14 protein-coding genes are annotated in these 16,051 nt (G+C 40.6%); 1 reads left to right on the forward strand and 13 read right to left on the reverse strand.

What is annotated here, in order from left to right; translation table 11 throughout:
- Positions 1-19 precede the first annotated feature (19 nt).
- The 11 genes from fliM to QL998_RS03400 form a co-directional block, all read right to left on the reverse strand.
- Positions 20-1,111: a flagellar motor switch protein FliM gene (fliM, locus tag QL998_RS03350; protein ID WP_024606211.1), complete on the reverse strand. Its 1,092-nt coding sequence runs from the start codon at positions 1,109-1,111 to the stop codon at positions 20-22.
- Between the two features lie 9 nt (positions 1,112-1,120).
- Positions 1,121-1,648: a flagellar basal body-associated protein FliL gene (fliL, locus tag QL998_RS03355; protein WP_024606212.1), complete on the reverse strand. Its 528-nt coding sequence runs from the start codon at positions 1,646-1,648 to the stop codon at positions 1,121-1,123.
- Between the two features lie 57 nt (positions 1,649-1,705).
- Positions 1,706-3,784 (reverse strand): flagellar hook-length control protein FliK, encoded by a 2,079-nt coding sequence (locus tag QL998_RS03360; protein ID WP_290192150.1) that lies wholly within the window; start codon positions 3,782-3,784, stop codon positions 1,706-1,708.
- Between the two features lie 89 nt (positions 3,785-3,873).
- A complete protein-coding gene (gene fliJ / locus QL998_RS03365; protein ID WP_182196621.1) occupies positions 3,874-4,320 on the reverse strand; it encodes a flagellar export protein FliJ in 447 nt (148 codons plus the stop codon).
- A complete protein-coding gene (gene fliI / locus QL998_RS03370) occupies positions 4,320-5,654 on the reverse strand; it encodes a flagellar protein export ATPase FliI (protein ID WP_182196618.1) in 1,335 nt (444 codons plus the stop codon). The genes fliJ and fliI overlap by 1 nt, the downstream gene beginning before the upstream one ends.
- Before the next feature lie 18 nt (positions 5,655-5,672).
- Complete coding sequence (gene fliH / locus QL998_RS03375; protein WP_165742710.1) at positions 5,673-6,479, reverse strand: flagellar assembly protein FliH; 807 nt, start codon at positions 6,477-6,479, stop codon at positions 5,673-5,675.
- Between the two features lie 3 nt (positions 6,480-6,482).
- A complete protein-coding gene (gene fliG / locus QL998_RS03380; RefSeq protein ID WP_165742711.1) occupies positions 6,483-7,523 on the reverse strand; it encodes a flagellar motor switch protein FliG in 1,041 nt (346 codons plus the stop codon).
- Entirely contained in the window at positions 7,516-9,231 is a 1,716-nt protein-coding gene (fliF, locus tag QL998_RS03385; protein ID WP_024594884.1) for a flagellar basal-body MS-ring/collar protein FliF, read from the reverse strand. Before fliF ends, fliG begins: the two co-directional genes overlap by 8 nt.
- Before the next feature lie 20 nt (positions 9,232-9,251).
- Entirely contained in the window at positions 9,252-9,584 is a 333-nt protein-coding gene (fliE, locus tag QL998_RS03390; protein ID WP_165742712.1) for a flagellar hook-basal body complex protein FliE, read from the reverse strand.
- A gap of 156 nt (positions 9,585-9,740) precedes the next feature.
- Positions 9,741-11,207: a sigma-54 dependent transcriptional regulator gene (locus tag QL998_RS03395; protein ID WP_182196615.1), complete on the reverse strand. Its 1,467-nt coding sequence runs from the start codon at positions 11,205-11,207 to the stop codon at positions 9,741-9,743.
- Positions 11,204-12,316, reverse strand: coding sequence for an ATP-binding protein (locus QL998_RS03400; protein ID WP_008168789.1), 1,113 nt, complete (start codon positions 12,314-12,316; stop codon positions 11,204-11,206). Before QL998_RS03400 ends, QL998_RS03395 begins: the two co-directional genes overlap by 4 nt.
- A gap of 132 nt (positions 12,317-12,448) precedes the next feature.
- Here QL998_RS03400 and QL998_RS03405 point away from each other — a divergent pair, with 132 nt between their 5' ends.
- Entirely contained in the window at positions 12,449-13,045 is a 597-nt protein-coding gene (locus tag QL998_RS03405; protein WP_197236509.1) for a DNA-3-methyladenine glycosylase I, read from the forward strand.
- Positions 13,046-13,288: 243 nt separating this feature from the next.
- Here the strand turns inward: QL998_RS03405 and QL998_RS03410 are convergent, their stop codons facing one another.
- Positions 13,289-14,272 carry an IS110 family transposase gene (locus QL998_RS03410; protein WP_182196609.1) on the reverse strand — a complete coding sequence of 328 codons (984 nt, stop codon included), beginning with the start codon at positions 14,270-14,272 and terminating at the stop codon, positions 13,289-13,291.
- Between the two features lie 283 nt (positions 14,273-14,555).
- Positions 14,556-15,992 (reverse strand): sigma-54-dependent Fis family transcriptional regulator, encoded by a 1,437-nt coding sequence (locus QL998_RS03415; RefSeq protein WP_101216692.1) that lies wholly within the window; start codon positions 15,990-15,992, stop codon positions 14,556-14,558.
- Positions 15,993-16,051: the final 59 nt, after the last annotated feature.

Consider the following 16,051-nt stretch of genomic DNA (forward strand, 5'->3'; position numbering starts at 1 on the left):
CTTTTAACCTTTTAATCAATTACCAGTCTAAGTCTACACCGTCAGAGAGGTGTAAATCATCTTCTAGTTCTGCTAATTCTGCATCTGAGTCAATTTTCTTGCCGCCTTTGGTAAATACATGCAGCTCAGATTTAACTGAATCAGGTCGTTTAATTTTTTCACTAATTTGAAGCGCAACATTATCGCGAGAGCGGCCCATCTTGGCTCTAAATGTAGGTAGTTCTTCAACAAACACGGTTATATGCTCAGGCATTTCAACCGGAATAATATCACCTGCTTTTAATTCCATAATTTGCTTTAAGGTCAAATCAACTTCAAGTAACTGAGTCGACATATCAACCTCAACATCCATTATTTCATCGCGAAGTGCTTTGCTCCAACGTAAATCAGTATCTTCAGTATCAGACTGAACACCCGCATCTAAAAGCTCTCGGATTGGCTCAAGCATCGAATACGGAAGTGCAATATGAAAATCGCCACCACCGCCATCAAGCTCAATATGAAAAGAGCTAATAACCACAACCTCTGTTGGACTTACAATATTCGCCATAGCGGGGTTTACTTCTGAATCGAGATATTCAAACGATACATCCATAACCGGAGCCCATGCTTCTTTATAATCTTCAAAGATTATTTTAAGGAGCATTTGCACAATACGACGTTCTGTAGGCGTAAATTCTCGACCTTCAATTTTTGCATGATAACGCCCGTCACCACCAAAAAAGTTATCTACCAAAATAAACACAAGTCGTGCTTCCATGGTAATAAGGCCGGTACCTTTAAGCGGTCTAAAACGCACCATATTTAAGCTGGTTGGAACAAATAGAGTATGGATATACTCACCAAATTTAATCATTTGCACGCCGTTAATAGACACCTCTGCGGTGCGGCGCATCATGTTAAATAGGCTAATTCGCATATGACGAGCAAAGCGTTCATTAACAATTTCCAGTGTCGGCATACGACCACGCACGATCCGATCTTGCGAAGAAAAATCGTACTGAAGCGTACTTCCTCCGCCATCTTCACCGTCGTGTATATCTTCCTCTTCAACGTCATCAACGCCATGTAATAGCGCATCAATTTCGTCTTGGGATAATAAATCGCTCACGCTAACCCCTTATTGCATCACAAAGCCGGTAAACAATACCCGCTCAATAACTTTGCTGCCTTCAACATCAATTAAAGCTTCCTGGACTTTTTCAAGTGCAGAAAAACGAAGTGTTTCTTTACCCGTACTCGTACTTAACTCATCGGCTGTTGTAGTAGAAAACACACTTAATAGAGTACCTTCTATTAATGGAATGTGTTTTTTAGCTGTTTCTTCATTTACTTCACCACGTACTAGTAACTGTACTTTAATTTGCACAATTCTGTCGCGACTTGAGCCAGGTACGTTAAATACAAATGGGCGTGGCATAGAAACATATAAAGCACTGCCTATTTCAGCTGAATCACCAAATCCAGTTGACAGATCTACAGAGATTCCCGCTTCTTCACCTAAGGTTTCGACTGACGCATCCGAGCCCAACATAAAAAAGTAACCTGCAGCACCACCTATTATAAGTAGTACAGCCACTATAATTATTATTAGTTTCTTTTTACTTTTACCGGTTTCTTCAATTTCTAAACTTGCTTCTTCAGCCATCATGATTCCTTTAATTGCAAAGGTACTTGCTTGTTTTAACTATTATAATAGCAGTACTTAGGCATAGTAATCTATTGATGATGAAGTTTGTTGTCGAGAACTTTGTGCAGTGTTATTTGCTTGCTCGTCGTTTTCATCATTAACTGACTTATTATTAGCCAAATTACCTTGAGTTCCACTCTCACTTTGATCAGCAGTTTCACCATCAGATTGCCCATAAGAAATAGTGCTTTCACCAAGCTCTAATCCCTGTTGCGCTAACATTTCACGTAAGCGCGGCATTGATTGTTCAAGTGCTTCTTTGGCTTGCTGGTTTTGTACTACAAAGTTTATATGTGCTTGTTCTGCATCGCTACGAATACGTATTTGCATACTGCCCATTTCGGGAGGATCGAGTCGAATTTCTGCTTCTTTATTATTAATGCTCAGCATTGAGCTGACGCGCTCTTGCAATAATTTAGCTGCATCACTTTTAACAATATTAATTGCCTGCATTACGCCAGGATCAATACTTACTTGCTTAACCTGTGACGTGCTTTGTAATTGTTGAGTTTGTATTTGGGTATCAAGTAAGCTCTGCTCGTAACTTAGTGAGTCGTATTGGCTTAATGTGCTCATTTGCTGAGTATTTAAAGCAGCTGTAATTTGCGTAAATACTTGTGCTACGCGTGCAGGTGTTTGTTCTGCAGTTATTTTTTTAAGGCCATCTTTTTGCATCAACTCAGATGACTTTGTGGCGTTTTCATCCTTTATAGAAGCTGTGGCAGCCTTACTTGGTTCAACATTTTCACTTGTCGATATTTTTGAGCTGACTTTTTGCGAGTCATTTACAGCGCTCTGAGTAACTGGCGCTACAAACATTTTTGAATCTGATTTTGCTGTATCGGCCAAACCTATTTCAATTGAAGCCTTTAACTCATTAACTGTTTGCTTAAGCACTGACAGCTGCTCGCCTTTTGGCTGTTCAGCTTTAATATAAGCGTTTAATTGTGTTAACAAGCTTTGTTTTTCAGTGATATTAAGCGTATCAATCTCAGAACTAAAAGACTGTTTAGCTACGCTACCCTGTGCTTCTTCATTATCAGTAATAAATTGCGCAAGCATTTGTTTAAGGTTGGCAGTGCGATTAGTAGTCGAGCTATTAGTCGAGTCGGTATTGTCTAATGTCTTAATTTGCGCATTAAGTTGCGAGCGCTGCTCAGGCGTTAAACTAGCAATGACGTTATTAGCTTTAATTAAGCTCGTATCCTTAGTCATTAAAGTATCTATTGCAGCACTTTTTTCACTTTCAGATGTTTGTGGAGTTGCTGGCGTAGGCACTGGTATTGGCAACACTATATTTTTTGAGCTTTTATCAACGGGTTTGCCTTGAGCTAATTGCTCCTTTAAATCCATTGAAACTAATTTAGCATCATTAACTATAGGGCCAATACTGTCATCAGGCTTTTTATTTATAGGATTTAATGGCTGTTCAATACCTTCGGCAACACCACTTTTATGATTTTTGCCTTCATTTAATGGTAACGAATTTAAAGGTAGTGAGCTTAAGTTATCGCTTTTTGAATCAGTTAATTTAGCCGCTTTAGAGTCTACACTAGTGGCAATCGGATTTTGCACTACACTCGCTTCTTCAGTCGATACTTCAGTCGATACTTCACTGCTTGTATTAGCAGATGCAATTCCTGGTGTGCTTTTTAATTCTGTATTTTCTATTTCTGTGTTTTCTATTTCGGTATTCTCTACCTGTGTAGCTTCTAGCTCTGCATTTTCTGATTCTAAACTGTTAGTTGTATCGAACGGCTTATTGACCGAGGTGCTCATTGCTTGTGCTGAATTAATTTGATCAAGCATCTCAACAGACACAAAAGTAACTTCGCCCGTTGCTATTTCATCTAGCTTTACGCTCAGATTTTCATTTTTTTCTGGCTGTTTATGCTTTGGAATAGCAATCGAATTTTCGGCATCGGGATTTATATTGCCTTTAAGCAAAGGCCCCATAGAGTTATGCGCTTCGTTTAGCTGGCTTAAAAATTCCTCGCCTAAATTTCCTTCGCCATTAGCTAAGCTATTGTCTTTAAAAGCTAACAGTGAATCTTTTTCAGAAGAAACTAAAAACGAAATGTTATTCATCGCCATAAATCACCTAATACCATTACGGCAATATGCCACCGCATACCGCCAAAAGTTGAATTCCACTAAGTAACAAAGCAATTAACGTGCCTGAATTACAAAGCTTTACGACGTTGAAAAAACTGATTAGCCGAAAATTCATCTAACATTTTTTGCTCATTTTTTGCCATTAACGCATTTGCTTTGAGTTTTTGATTTTCGATTAATTTGGCAACTGCTTTAGCTTTAATTTGCTGCTTAAGCCATAGAATTTTACGTTGAGTAACAACTTGCTTAGCGGTATTTACGGTACTTGCTTGTTGGCGAATTGCCTCTTCAATTTTAGCTATAAAAGCATGGTACTGACCAAACCCTGCACTAGATAAACCCGACTTACCTTTTAGGTGTAACTGCTGAGAGTATTCCAGTCTAAAATTGTTTAAACCTTGTAGCTTTTGTTGATTCGATTGCAAGTTTTGATTAGCTTGTAAGTAACTCATGCGCAAATTTTCTTCTTTATCATTTTCAATTTTGAGCAATAAATCGAGTTTGTTTTTAGCCATTATGCTTGTCCTAGTAACTGAGCAAGACCTTGCAGACCATCATCGTAACTAATGACATCTCGCATACCTTGTTGTAAAAATGCATTCACTCTTGGCATCATATTTATAGCTTGGTCGAGCATTTGATCGGTCCCTTTTTGATAAGCGCCTAACGTAATCATGTCTTTGTTTTGTTGGTACATTGAATACACTTGTTTAAGCACTCGGGCTTGTTGCATATGCGGCTCAGAAACAACTTGAGGCATAACACGCGAAATCGACTTTTCAATATCTATAGCGGGATAGTGCCCACTGTCAGCTAAATCACGCGATAGTACAATGTGGCCATCTAATATAGCTCGCGCTGCATCAGCAATAGGGTCTTGCATATCATCGCCTTCACTCAACACCGTAAAAAAGGCGGTAATTGAACCTTGCCCTTCACCGCCATTACCAGCACGTTCCACCAGCGCAGGTAATTTAGCAAACACCGAAGGCGGATAACCCTTTGTAGCAGGCGGCTCGCCTACAGCAAGTGCAATTTCACGTTGCGCCATTGCATAACGCGTTACCGAATCGAGTAACAATAATACGTTTAAACCCTGATCTCTAAAATACTCTGCAATAGTTACGGCGCTCTCACAGCCTTTTAAACGCATAAGCGGTGATGAATCAGCGGGCGCTGCGACAACAACTGAACGTTTGCGCCCCTCTACACCGAGTATTTCTTCAATAAATTCTTTTACTTCGCGACCACGCTCCCCCACTAAGCCAACAACAATTACATCAGCTTCGCTACCTCGGGTCATCATACCGAGAAGTACTGATTTACCCACACCAGAGCCTGCAAACAAGCCCATACGCTGGCCTTGCCCTACTGTGATAACCGAGTTAATAGCACGCACACCTACATCCATAGGCTTAGTGATTGGTCTTCTTGAAAGCGGGTTTATAGTATTTTGAGCAAACTTTAAATGATGCTCAGCATTAATTTTACCAAGGCCATCTAGCGGTCGCCCTAAACCATCCACCACGCGGCCTAATAAACTCATCCCTACAGGTAAACCTAAATTATTTACTTGAGGAATAACACGCGCACCAGGTAATACACCAGAGATGTGGTCGTTAGGCATTAAGTACAAAATTTGATCGTTAAAACCGACTATTTCGGCGTCTACAAAGCCGTTCATAGTTTCTATTTTACATTGGCTACCAACGGGTGCACGTAAACCTCTAGCCTCAAGGGTAAGGCCAACAACACGCGTTAAAATACCTGCCACAGCAGGCGCTGGAGTTTTAATATGTTGTTGATATTGAGATAAGCGTTCGCTTAAATGAGCACGTTGAGTTGACATAACACGCCAATAAAATAGTTAGATACCACTATTATGCAAAAAACTATCCAACGTTTCTTTGACACGTGTTTTAAGGGTCATGTCGAGTGACGATTGCGCTGTTTTAACTTCACAGCCACCGCGTTCAAGAGTGGGTTCTGCCATTAATTGCCAGTTATTATCAATAATGGTTTGTTCGCCATAGCTCTCTTTTATGAGTTCTAAGTCTTCGGGGTTTAAATGGATTCGTACTTTTTCTTGCTCCGCATTAAGTGAATCAATACTTTGCTTTAACGTATGTAAAATCGCATCTGGCGATGTTTTTACTTCTTGATAAATAACAGCTTCCGCTAACATGCTAGCAAGTTGTACTAATTGCTTCTCAGCTTGTTCGTCCACTTTATCTAGCGGTGCAGTTAGCCCCTCTAAAATGGCTTTTAAACTTGTTAACTGCTCTTCAATTAATGGTTTTACATCTTCAAGGCCTTGTGTTTTACCTTGCTCTAACCCTTCTTTGTAACCTGCTTCTTTACCTTCGCCAACGCCTTTTTCAAAGCCGTCTATGTAGCCTTGCTCATGACCTTGCTTGAGGCCTTCTTCGTAGGCGTCTTGCCTAATGCGTTCAAGCTCAACCATAGTAAGCGCAGGCAATTCTGGTTCTTGTGGCTCATCAATTGGCATTTCTTCAGCTAATTCTTTTTTATACAGATCACTAAGCGGTGTGCCGTAAGCCGTAGAGCGATTGCCAAAGCTGCTCTCATCTGGTGCTACATCTGGAATAGCCCAGTTTTTTAATAATTCATCTGCTTCATCAGCCCGAAGTGTGCGCCCTTTGAGTTTGCTCATGGCTTACAAGAACTCCTCGCCACCGCCGCCGCCCAGCTGAATTTCACCTGAGTCAGATAAACGACGCGCTGTTGATAAAATCTCTTTTTGCGCCGCTTCTACTTCACTTATACGGACAGGTGCCATAGCTTCTAAATCATCAGCAAGCATTTCGGCTGCACGCTTAGACATATTGCCCAGTATTTTATCTTTAAGGGCATCGTCGGTGCCTTTAATTGCTTTCATTAATACGTCTTGTTGTACTTCTCGCAGGATTGCTTGAATACCACGGTCTTCAACATCCATTAAGTTTTCAAACACAAACATTAAGTCTTGAATTTGCTGCGACATCTCTTCGTCATGCTCACGAATAGAGTCCATTAACTGCCCTTCTACATTGGTATCTAGGTAATTTAAAATATCTGCTGCAGCCTTCAAACCACCCATTTTAGCAGCTTGTGCACCTGCTTGGCCGGCAAATTGTTTTTCCATTATTTCGTTTAGTTCTTGTAGTGCTGCTGGCTGAACCTCTTCAAGGTTTGCAATCCGCATGGTTAAATCTAAGCGTACTTTTTCAGGAAACTGAGAAATAATTTCAGCTGACTGTTCTGGCTCTAAATATGATAATACAATGGTTTGAATTTGCGGATGCTCATTGCGAATAATACTAGCGACTTGCTTAGAGTCCATCCATTTTAATGAATCCAAGCCTTTAGCGCCTGAGCCCATAACAATTTGGTCAATAAGGCTAGCGGCTTTGTCTTCACCAAGTGCTGCTGTAAGCGCTTTTTTAATGAAGTCTTCTGACTGAAAACCAATGGTACTAAAGCTTTGAATTTGCTCTATAAATAAGTTGTGTACAGCGCTTATTTTAGCTTGTGATAAGTCCTGTAGCCCAGCCATCGCCATACCCACTTTTTGCACCTGCTTAGGCTCTAAGTGTTTAAGGATTTGCGCGGCATCTTCTTCTGATAAACTCAAAAGTAATATAGCGGCTTTATCTACCCCATCAAGCTTATCTACATCAAAGGCTGGCGGGAGTTGTTTTTGTTCTTGATCAGTCATCTTCTGTTAACCACGCTTTCACTACTTGTGATGATAGTTCTGGTTCGTTAGCTACAAGGGCACGGATTGCTTTAAGTAAATCTTCGTCGCCATGTAAATCTGGTAACTGCAGTGTACCATCACTTGAGAAACCAACCGAAGCAGAATCAAAGTCTTTATTTAGCATATCAAGCGTGTTGTCGCCAATATCTACGCCTGAGCTTAGTGCATCTTCGTCGTATTCTTCTAGTGTATCGTCTGGGTAAATTAAGCGTTTAAGCATTGGTTTTACTACAGCCATTATCAATACAATGATAACTAAGGCGCCTAGTACAAGGCGGGCTATTTTCATAAACCAGTCTTGCTCCCACAGTGGCACTTCTATTGCTAAATTTGTTGCTTCACGTACAAACGGCACGGTAACTACTTCAAGTGCATCACCACGTTGCATATCAAAGCCCACACCGCCTTGTAGTAAGCGACGAATATTTGACAATGCTTCAACCGAGCGTGGAGCCATGGTTGTTTCGCCGTTTTCTCCCACTTTAGGAATATAGTCAACAGCAACTGATACGCTTATTCTGCGTATAACACCACTTTGTTGGCGCTTGTGCGAAATGGTTGTATCGAGTTCATAATTACGTGTAGCTTCTTTGTGGCTGCGTGTTGGAGACGTAGCAGTGCCTGCACCACCTTGCCCAGCAACCTCAGGAATATTTGAATTTAGCGGTGGCTGATTTGTAAGCGCACCTGGAATACCAACAGCTAGGCCGCCAATGTTATTTTCTTCAAATGTGGTTTCGCTTCTAACCGCTGGTAGGTCTGGGTTATAACGCTTTTGAGTTTCCTCAATCGAGCTGAAATCCATACTCAAATCAACTTGAGCTGTATAGTTTGCAAGCCCAACAACCGGTATTAAAATACTGTCTATTTTTTCAAGGTACTCTTGTTCGCGCTTACGCTCTAAATCGTATTCTTTACGAGAGCGTGCTGCTAGTGAGCTTTGCGAACCTGAATTTAATAATCGACCATTTTGATCGGTAACTGTAACACGTGCAGGCTCTAAGCCTTGTACTGCTGAGGCAATCATATCGACAACAGAGTCTACTTCTTCACGGTCAAGTGAGCGCCCACGTTTAAGTGTTAATACAACGGTAGCTGATGGTTTTTTCTCTCTGCGGGCAAATACGTTTTCTTTAGGAATAGCTAATAATACTTTGGCGCGAGTAATGTTGTTAAGCTCTTCAATTGTGCGTGCTAATTGCTGTTCACGACCATGTTTTAGGCGCTCACGCTCCAAGCGTTGGCTTACACCAAAGCCCATATCTTGCATAATAATGTCAGAGCCTGATGCTGGACCTTGCTCTAACCCTTCACGGGTCATTAGTAGCTTAATGTTTTGGTATTCACTTTCATCAACCGATACAACATTGCCATCGAGTTGATATTCAATTTTTTGTGCATCTAAAAAGTCTAATGTTTGAATAAGCTCTTCAGTTTGCATTTTGCCTAACGGCCGCATATCTGGCTGACGAGCCCAAATAATAATGAAAATCGCGATAGCCAAACAAATCGCTAATGCTATTACCAGTGTTACTTGGCGCAATACATCAACACCACTTAAAGCACTTAAGTAGCCTGACTTTTGTTCTTGTTGATCATCACCACCACTTTGGTCGATACCGCCGCCAGCAAGTGCTAGGTCTGTAGATTGGTTAGATTGCGCCACAATAATTCTCCACTACCTAATTAAACAGGCATGTTCATGATTTCTTTATAAGCTTCAACAAGTTTATTACGAACCTGTACTGTAGCCTCAAAAGCAACTGACGATTTTTGAGAAGCAATCATCGCCTCAGCAAGAGATACACTTCGATCACCCATTTCAACCGCTTTTACTTTTTGACCTGCATCTTGCTGTAGACCGTGCACTGTATTTAGTGCATCACTTAGCATGTCGCCAAATTGTGCTGTAGAAGTAGACTGCACCTGAGTTGGCAGTTTATTAGTTTGATTATTACGGCCGGCTTCTAAAGCCATTGATTGCATTTCTTGAAATACAGCACTGTTTTGAATTTTCATAATTTATCTCTGACACGCAGTGAACTCTTATAAGTAATAAAGCACAAAGCATGCCAAATAATTAATCACTAAAATACAATAGGTTAACTTTAATTTGTGTGAGTCAGAGTTTTGACAACCCTAAGTTCGCAGCGCAAACTTAGGGTTTATAGGAGGTTAAGCTGGAAGTGAAATACCTAAATCGCGCATTTGCGCTAGTTTATAACGTAAAGTTCGTGGGCTTATGCCCAACGTTTCGGCAACGTCTTTACGCTTACCTTGGCAACGTGCAAGGGTTTCTAAAATAATGCGATGCTCTTTGTCTTTAAGCTCATCTTTATAGCTACCGGTATCTGCCGCTAGCAAACCTTGTTTAGGCTCATCCTCAGCATGCGACTTTTCATCATAATATGCAGAGCTTAAAGTGCTTTTATCAACACCTTTGTCTGCATGTGCTAATTCTGTTGGCGATACGGTTTGCGCCGGTGCCAATGAAGGCTCCATAACAAAGTTATTAGATACTAAGTTTTCGATAAAAATAGCATGCTCGTTTATTGTATCGCCACTTCGCAATATAAGTGCACGCTGTATAACGTTATCAAGCTCGCGCACATTACCAGGCCACGCATGAGCCAGTAACTTTTGCTCGGCAGCTTTATCTAAATACGCCATAGGCTCTTTGCTTTTACTTATATGGCGCTCAATTAAATGCTTAGCCAATACAATAATATCGCCTGGGCGTTGGCACAATGGTCGCCACATAAGTGGAAAAACATTAAGCCTGTAATATAAATCTTCTCTAAACTGATTATCTACTACAGCTTCTTTTAAATCACGATTACTGGTTGCCAAAATACGTACATCGAGCTGAATAGTTTTACGCCCCCCTAAACGCTCTACTTCACGTTCTTGCAGTACGCGTAAAAGTTTAGCTTGTAGCCCTAAATCCATTTCAGTAATTTCATCAAGTAAAATAGTACCGCCTTGTGCTTGCTCAAACTTACCCGGACATGCTTGAATCGCCCCCGTAAAAGCCCCTTTTTCGTAACCAAATAACGTGGCTTCGAGCATATTTTCAGGAATAGCCGCGCAGTTAATCGCCACAAATGGCTCATTACATCGGCTCGACTTATCATGAATATAACGCGCAAGTACTTCCTTACCTGAACCACTTGGGCCAAGTACCATTACACTTGCATCAGAGCGTGCTACTTTACTTGCAAGCTCCAATAATTGAATACTAGTTGGGTCAGCAACAACGGGGCCGTCGGTTTCTTTTGCTTTTTCAGGCAAATAACGGCTCACCATATTTAACAGCACTTCAGGTGCAAATGGTTTTGCCATGTAGTCAATTGCACCTAGGCGCATGGCCTCTACCGCATCGTCAATTGTGGCATACGCCGTCATCATCAATACAGGTAAATCAGGGTGGTTTAATTTAATACTGCGTAGTAAATCAAGTCCACTCATTGCGCCCATTTGCACGTCGCTTACAACAAGCGAAAATTGATCTTTTTTAAGCAATATCATTGCTTGCTCAGCACTGTTCGCTGCAACACATTCAATACCCGACATTTCAAGGGTATCTATTAAGGCTTCACGAAGCCCAGCGTCATCTTCGACAACTAAAATAGTGTTACTCATAATGAACCCTCTAATTTAGATGTTGCCTTAATAGGCAGTAACAAGCTAAAGCAGGCACCACCATGCGTATTATTAGTCACATCAACACGGCCTTGGTGTGCACTAGCCACCGAACTCACTACAGCAAGCCCTAAACCTGTGCCCTGACTTTTTGTAGTAAAAAATGGTTCAAAGATTTTATCGCTTTGGCTTAAATCAACACCTGGGCCATTGTCGCTCACACTAATACGAACCATATCTAAATCTTTTAAATCTCTTTGTGCGCTAATTTTTACTTTTGCACCGCCGCCAATAACTTGAATACTATTGTGCACAAGATTTTGAATAGCACTGGCCAGTGCCGTTTTATTACCGACTATTTGTATATCGGGTTCTGGTAAGCTTACATCCAGTTCACTTTCATTAAGTGCGACCATAGCATCAGCGCCTGCTTTAACTTCTGTTAAAAGCTGCTGCATTGAAACTTGCTCAACCACTTGCTGATCGCCACTTTTAGCAAATAACAGCATGTCGTTTACTTGAGTTTCTAAATCTTTTAAGCGCGACATTAACTTTGTTTGAAAGTTATCGCGAGATGCTTCGGGTAAGCGCTTAGACCCTAAATTAGCAGCATAAAGCATAGCGGCTGAGAGCGGCGTACGGACTTGATGCGCTAATGACGCAACCATTTTACCCAGCGCGCTTAATCGCTGCATATGTGCAACACGTTTCTGTAAGCGGCGGGTTTCGGTTAAATCCGTCATTAATATAAGTTGCCCAGGCTCTGGGGCTAAAGCGGTAATATCAAGTTTTATTAAGCGCCCATCTTTTAAAGACACTTCGTGACCATCATCTTGATGCGGCCTAAAAGAGCGCTGAATAACATTAAACCAGCGTTCGCCTTCAAGTGGCTCGCCAAGCATATCAATCGCTATTTGATTCGCTTTTGCAATCAAGCCTTTGCCATCTAGTACAACCACGCCTGCTGGCATGGTATCAACCAAATGTGAAAGCCAACTTGCTTGCTTGCGCAGATCGCTTAATTCACCAATGTACTCCTCTTGAAGTAAACATGGGTTATACTGATTTGCAGAAAAAAACTGTGGTTTTAGCACGCTAGCAAGAGCCATAATCAAATCTCGAATTGATGTAGATATATGTCTAAATGCACGATTTATACCAAAATTTATTTACATACTTATCATTAAGTTACATCAATAATTTGAGCGACATAAAAATGACGCACGCAAAAAGGAATAATAATGAGTGAGCAAATAAAGTGCCGTTGCCCGTGGCTCGACACCACTAAACCCGACTACGTTATTTACCATGATGAAGAATGGGGCGTGCCTCTTTATGATGATACAAAGCTGTTTGAATTTATCACGCTAGAATCAGCGCAAGCCGGCTTAAGCTGGTACACAATTTTAAAAAAGCGCAGCGGTTATAAAAAAGCATTTGCTAATTTTGATGTAAAAAAGGTAGCCCAATTCACACAAGATGACGTTGAGAGACTAATGCTTGATGAGGGTATTGTGCGCAATCGCTTAAAAATTTCGGCAACTGTTAACAACGCAAAGCGCTTTATAGAAATCCAAAAAGAATTTGGAAGTTTTAGTAACTACCAATGGCAGTTTGTGGGTAATAAGCCGATTATAAGTAATTTAAATAACGCTGAGGACTACCCAGCAATTACAGAGGGATCAACCGCATTTGCTAAAGACTTAAAAAAACGGGGTTTTAAGTTTTTAGGCCCTACAACGGTTTACGCTCATATGCAGGCCTGCGGTATGGTTAACGATCACAGTAATGATTGTTTTAGAAAAGAAGAAGTTATTGAGGCTTTTAGTAGTAAGTGATTAAAAGCCATAAAAGTAATTTGTTCACAAAGAGGTTAAGAGACGCTGTGCTTTAGAGAAGTAACGCGTAGGTTGACTATGGCTTCTCATTTACCCTCGTTTTTTCTCTTTGTGAAATAACGTTTTAATTAAATGATTAAAAGCTACGCTTTTCACGCGAGCAAGCTCAGCGTCTACCGCCAAGGTTTAAGTTTGTGTTTATCTTGTAGATACCATCTCTCATTTTAAGCTTCAAGGTCGTATTTAACTTTCTTGGAGCTTAAACGCTTCCTGGTTTTTTATTACACCAAAACATATATGAATTAGCTTTCGCATATTTGCACACACAGCTTGCATTGGTGTTTTACCATTATTTATTAACGTTAACTTGTGTCGTTTTATTGTTTTATTCCATTGCCCAGCAACAACGGCTGCCATATAAAGTTTACATCGAATTCTGGCTGGGCCAAGTTTACTGATTGATGTTCGCCCTTTTAATTTACCCGATTCATTATGCCGTGGGATTAATCCACAATAAGCCGCCGCTTCTTTGGCTTTATTGAATTTTTTAGCCGCAAATAAATACGTCAGCTCTCTCGATAGTACGGGCCCAATGCCAGAAATAGACTCAAGTAGTTTCCTGTTTCTTTTTAAATCAGGTTCATTATCTATGTGGTTATCAATGTCAGATTTAAGCTGTTTAATTTCATCGTCTAAAAACGCGATAGTCACTTTTATCGATTGGCAAACACGCGCGGAAACGTTGCTGAATTCACTTGCTTCTAATCGGTTAGCTTCTCGTTGTCGGTTACTCTCAAGCGCATCTAAACGACGAATAAGGGCTTTAAGCTCTCTAATTGCTAATGCTTCAGGTTGCCAATAATTAACGACTGCGTGCTTAGCACAGCCATAATGAGCAAGCATCGTTGCATCAGATTTGTCTGTTTTGTGAATTATGTTTAAAGCGTCTGCATACTTTTTAGCTTTACTGGGATTCGCTAAAATAATATTAAAGCCTTGCTCGTGTAAAAAATACATCAGCGCTTCATGATAAACACCCGTTGGTTCGAGGGTGATAACGAGCTCATTAGCAGCGCTTTTTGTTGTATTTAAAAGCCATTTTTCTATTGTTACAAAATCTTGGCGCTTGTTTTTAAAGACTTTTGTTTTAATTTTATTTGTAAGTTGGTCTCTCAACCACGATAAATCAATCTTCTCTTTACTAATATCAATGCCGATAAACATCATCTCTACTTACTCCCCTTGTACATACAGCATCTACTTAAATAAAAGCGTGCTTGGATACCATTCAGTTTGTGAGAATAGAAAGTCAGGGCTTTATCTACGGAGCAGTATTAAATACTAGACGCGAAGGCAAGCTCACTGACTTCGATGTGATAAATGATAGCTAATCATTTATCAATGAGAGATACAAGACGCGAAGCTTGCTTGCGTGACGGGCAAAGCCCGTAAAGTGATTGATCACAAATGAATAATAAATAACGAAAAGTATTTCACCATTTTCGTATTTCTAATCTCGTGAAAGATTATACTTTTTCATTTTCTCAACGAGTGTTGTTCTGCGAACCCCTAATATCTCTGCAGCGCGAGCTACAACGTAATCATAGCGCTCTAACGCTTGGGTAATTAAGCTTATTTCAAGTTCGGCTAAATAATCTTTAAGTTCAATACCATCATCAGGTAATAGCCCACTACCCGTTTGGCTAAACTCAGCGTCTGGCTCACTTTCGTAATCGCTAAAACCGGTGCTAAATATATCGTTAAAGGCGTCTTTTTCCATTAACTCTTCAGGGTATTCTGGCTCGTAGGCTTCAACTTCGATGTAACGATATTTATTAGGTAAATCGGGAATATCAACCACTTTTTCAGGAAACATAATAACCATACGCTCCACCAAATTAGCAAGCTCACGAATATTACCAGGCCAAGCATGTTCTTTTAAGCTCTCAACTGCGCGCTCTGTAAACTTAGCGGTAGAACCTGTTTGGTCGTTAACACGGCGCATTAACTCTTTTAAAAGCAGCGGAATATCATCAGCACGTTCACTCAGCGATGGGTTTTCGATAGGAAATACATTTAAGCGGTAATATAAATCTTCCCTAAAACTGCCCTCTTCAATCATTGTTTCAAGATTACGATGTGTAGCCGCAATAACGCGTACATCAGCCTGAATAGCCTTTGTACCACCAACTCGTTCATAACTTCGCTCTTGCAATACTCGCAGCAACTTAACTTGCATTTGCAGTGGCATATCGCCTATTTCATCTAAAAATAGCGTCCCACCTTGAGCGAGTTCAAAGCGCCCTTTACGAGCCGATATAGCACCAGTAAACGCGCCTTTTTCGTGGCCAAATAGTTCACTTTCGAGCAGCTCTGCCGGAATAGCACCACAGTTAACAGGTACAAACGGTCCATTAATACGCTTTGAAAGCAAATGTACATTACGGGCAACCACTTCTTTACCTGTGCCTGATTCGCCTAAAATTAAAACATTAGCGTCGGTTTTTGCCACTTGTTCGATTAAAAAGCGAACATCTTTAACCGCATCGGTTTCACCAACAAGTCCATCAAAAATTTTATGTGGTTTAGTATGCTTATGCTCATTAGGCAGCATACGCTGATACTGTTGGCAATCGTGAAGTAACTGCGTTGTCACTTCGTGATTAAACGGCTCACAGATAAGCCCCACTACATTAGCTATACTTAATAGGGGTTTTAGCGTTTCGCCAATTAATAAAAACGGTAATGTTGGATAGCGTTTAATTAAGCTTTCGTGGTCAAGTGATTGCAATGCTCCTAAAATGATCATGCATTCTTGCTGCTGATATTTTTTGCATTCTTGTTCAAAGCAGTCTTCGCTTAATAGTTGAGCAGCTTCACCAATAAAGCCAAGTGAAGCATTTAATCCTATTGCGCGGTTGTTATTATTATCTAAAATCAAGATCATATTTAGCGAGCCGTACTTTCACTAATTTGTATAATTAGTTAAATTGTAAGCCAGTTCAG

The organism is Pseudoalteromonas sp. APC 3691 (assembly GCF_030408135.1).
In the GTDB taxonomy this organism is placed as follows: domain Bacteria; phylum Pseudomonadota; class Gammaproteobacteria; order Enterobacterales; family Alteromonadaceae; genus Pseudoalteromonas.

What these genes read in the sequence shown, in the direction of transcription:
- QL998_RS03400 (WP_008168789.1), bottom strand. Translation starts at nt 12,316, where the DNA reads ATGGCTCTTGCTAGCGTGCTAAAACCACAGTTTTTTTCTGCAAATCAG.
- QL998_RS03360 (WP_290192150.1), bottom strand. Translation starts at nt 3,784, where the DNA reads ATGGCGATGAATAACATTTCGTTTTTAGTTTCTTCTGAAAAAGATTCA.
- fliH (WP_165742710.1), bottom strand. Translation starts at nt 6,479, where the DNA reads ATGAGCAAACTCAAAGGGCGCACACTTCGGGCTGATGAAGCAGATGAA.
- QL998_RS03395 (WP_182196615.1), bottom strand. Translation starts at nt 11,207, where the DNA reads ATGAGTAACACTATTTTAGTTGTCGAAGATGACGCTGGGCTTCGTGAA.
- fliJ (WP_182196621.1), bottom strand. Translation starts at nt 4,320, where the DNA reads ATGGCTAAAAACAAACTCGATTTATTGCTCAAAATTGAAAATGATAAA.
- QL998_RS03405 (WP_197236509.1), top strand. Translation starts at nt 12,449, where the DNA reads ATGAGTGAGCAAATAAAGTGCCGTTGCCCGTGGCTCGACACCACTAAA.
- fliG (WP_165742711.1), bottom strand. Translation starts at nt 7,523, where the DNA reads ATGACTGATCAAGAACAAAAACAACTCCCGCCAGCCTTTGATGTAGAT.
- fliE (WP_165742712.1), bottom strand. Translation starts at nt 9,584, where the DNA reads ATGAAAATTCAAAACAGTGCTGTATTTCAAGAAATGCAATCAATGGCT.
- fliI (WP_182196618.1), bottom strand. Translation starts at nt 5,654, where the DNA reads ATGTCAACTCAACGTGCTCATTTAAGCGAACGCTTATCTCAATATCAA.
- QL998_RS03415 (WP_101216692.1), bottom strand. Translation starts at nt 15,992, where the DNA reads ATGATCTTGATTTTAGATAATAATAACAACCGCGCAATAGGATTAAAT.
- fliL (WP_024606212.1), bottom strand. Translation starts at nt 1,648, where the DNA reads ATGGCTGAAGAAGCAAGTTTAGAAATTGAAGAAACCGGTAAAAGTAAA.
- QL998_RS03410 (WP_182196609.1), bottom strand. Translation starts at nt 14,272, where the DNA reads ATGATGTTTATCGGCATTGATATTAGTAAAGAGAAGATTGATTTATCG.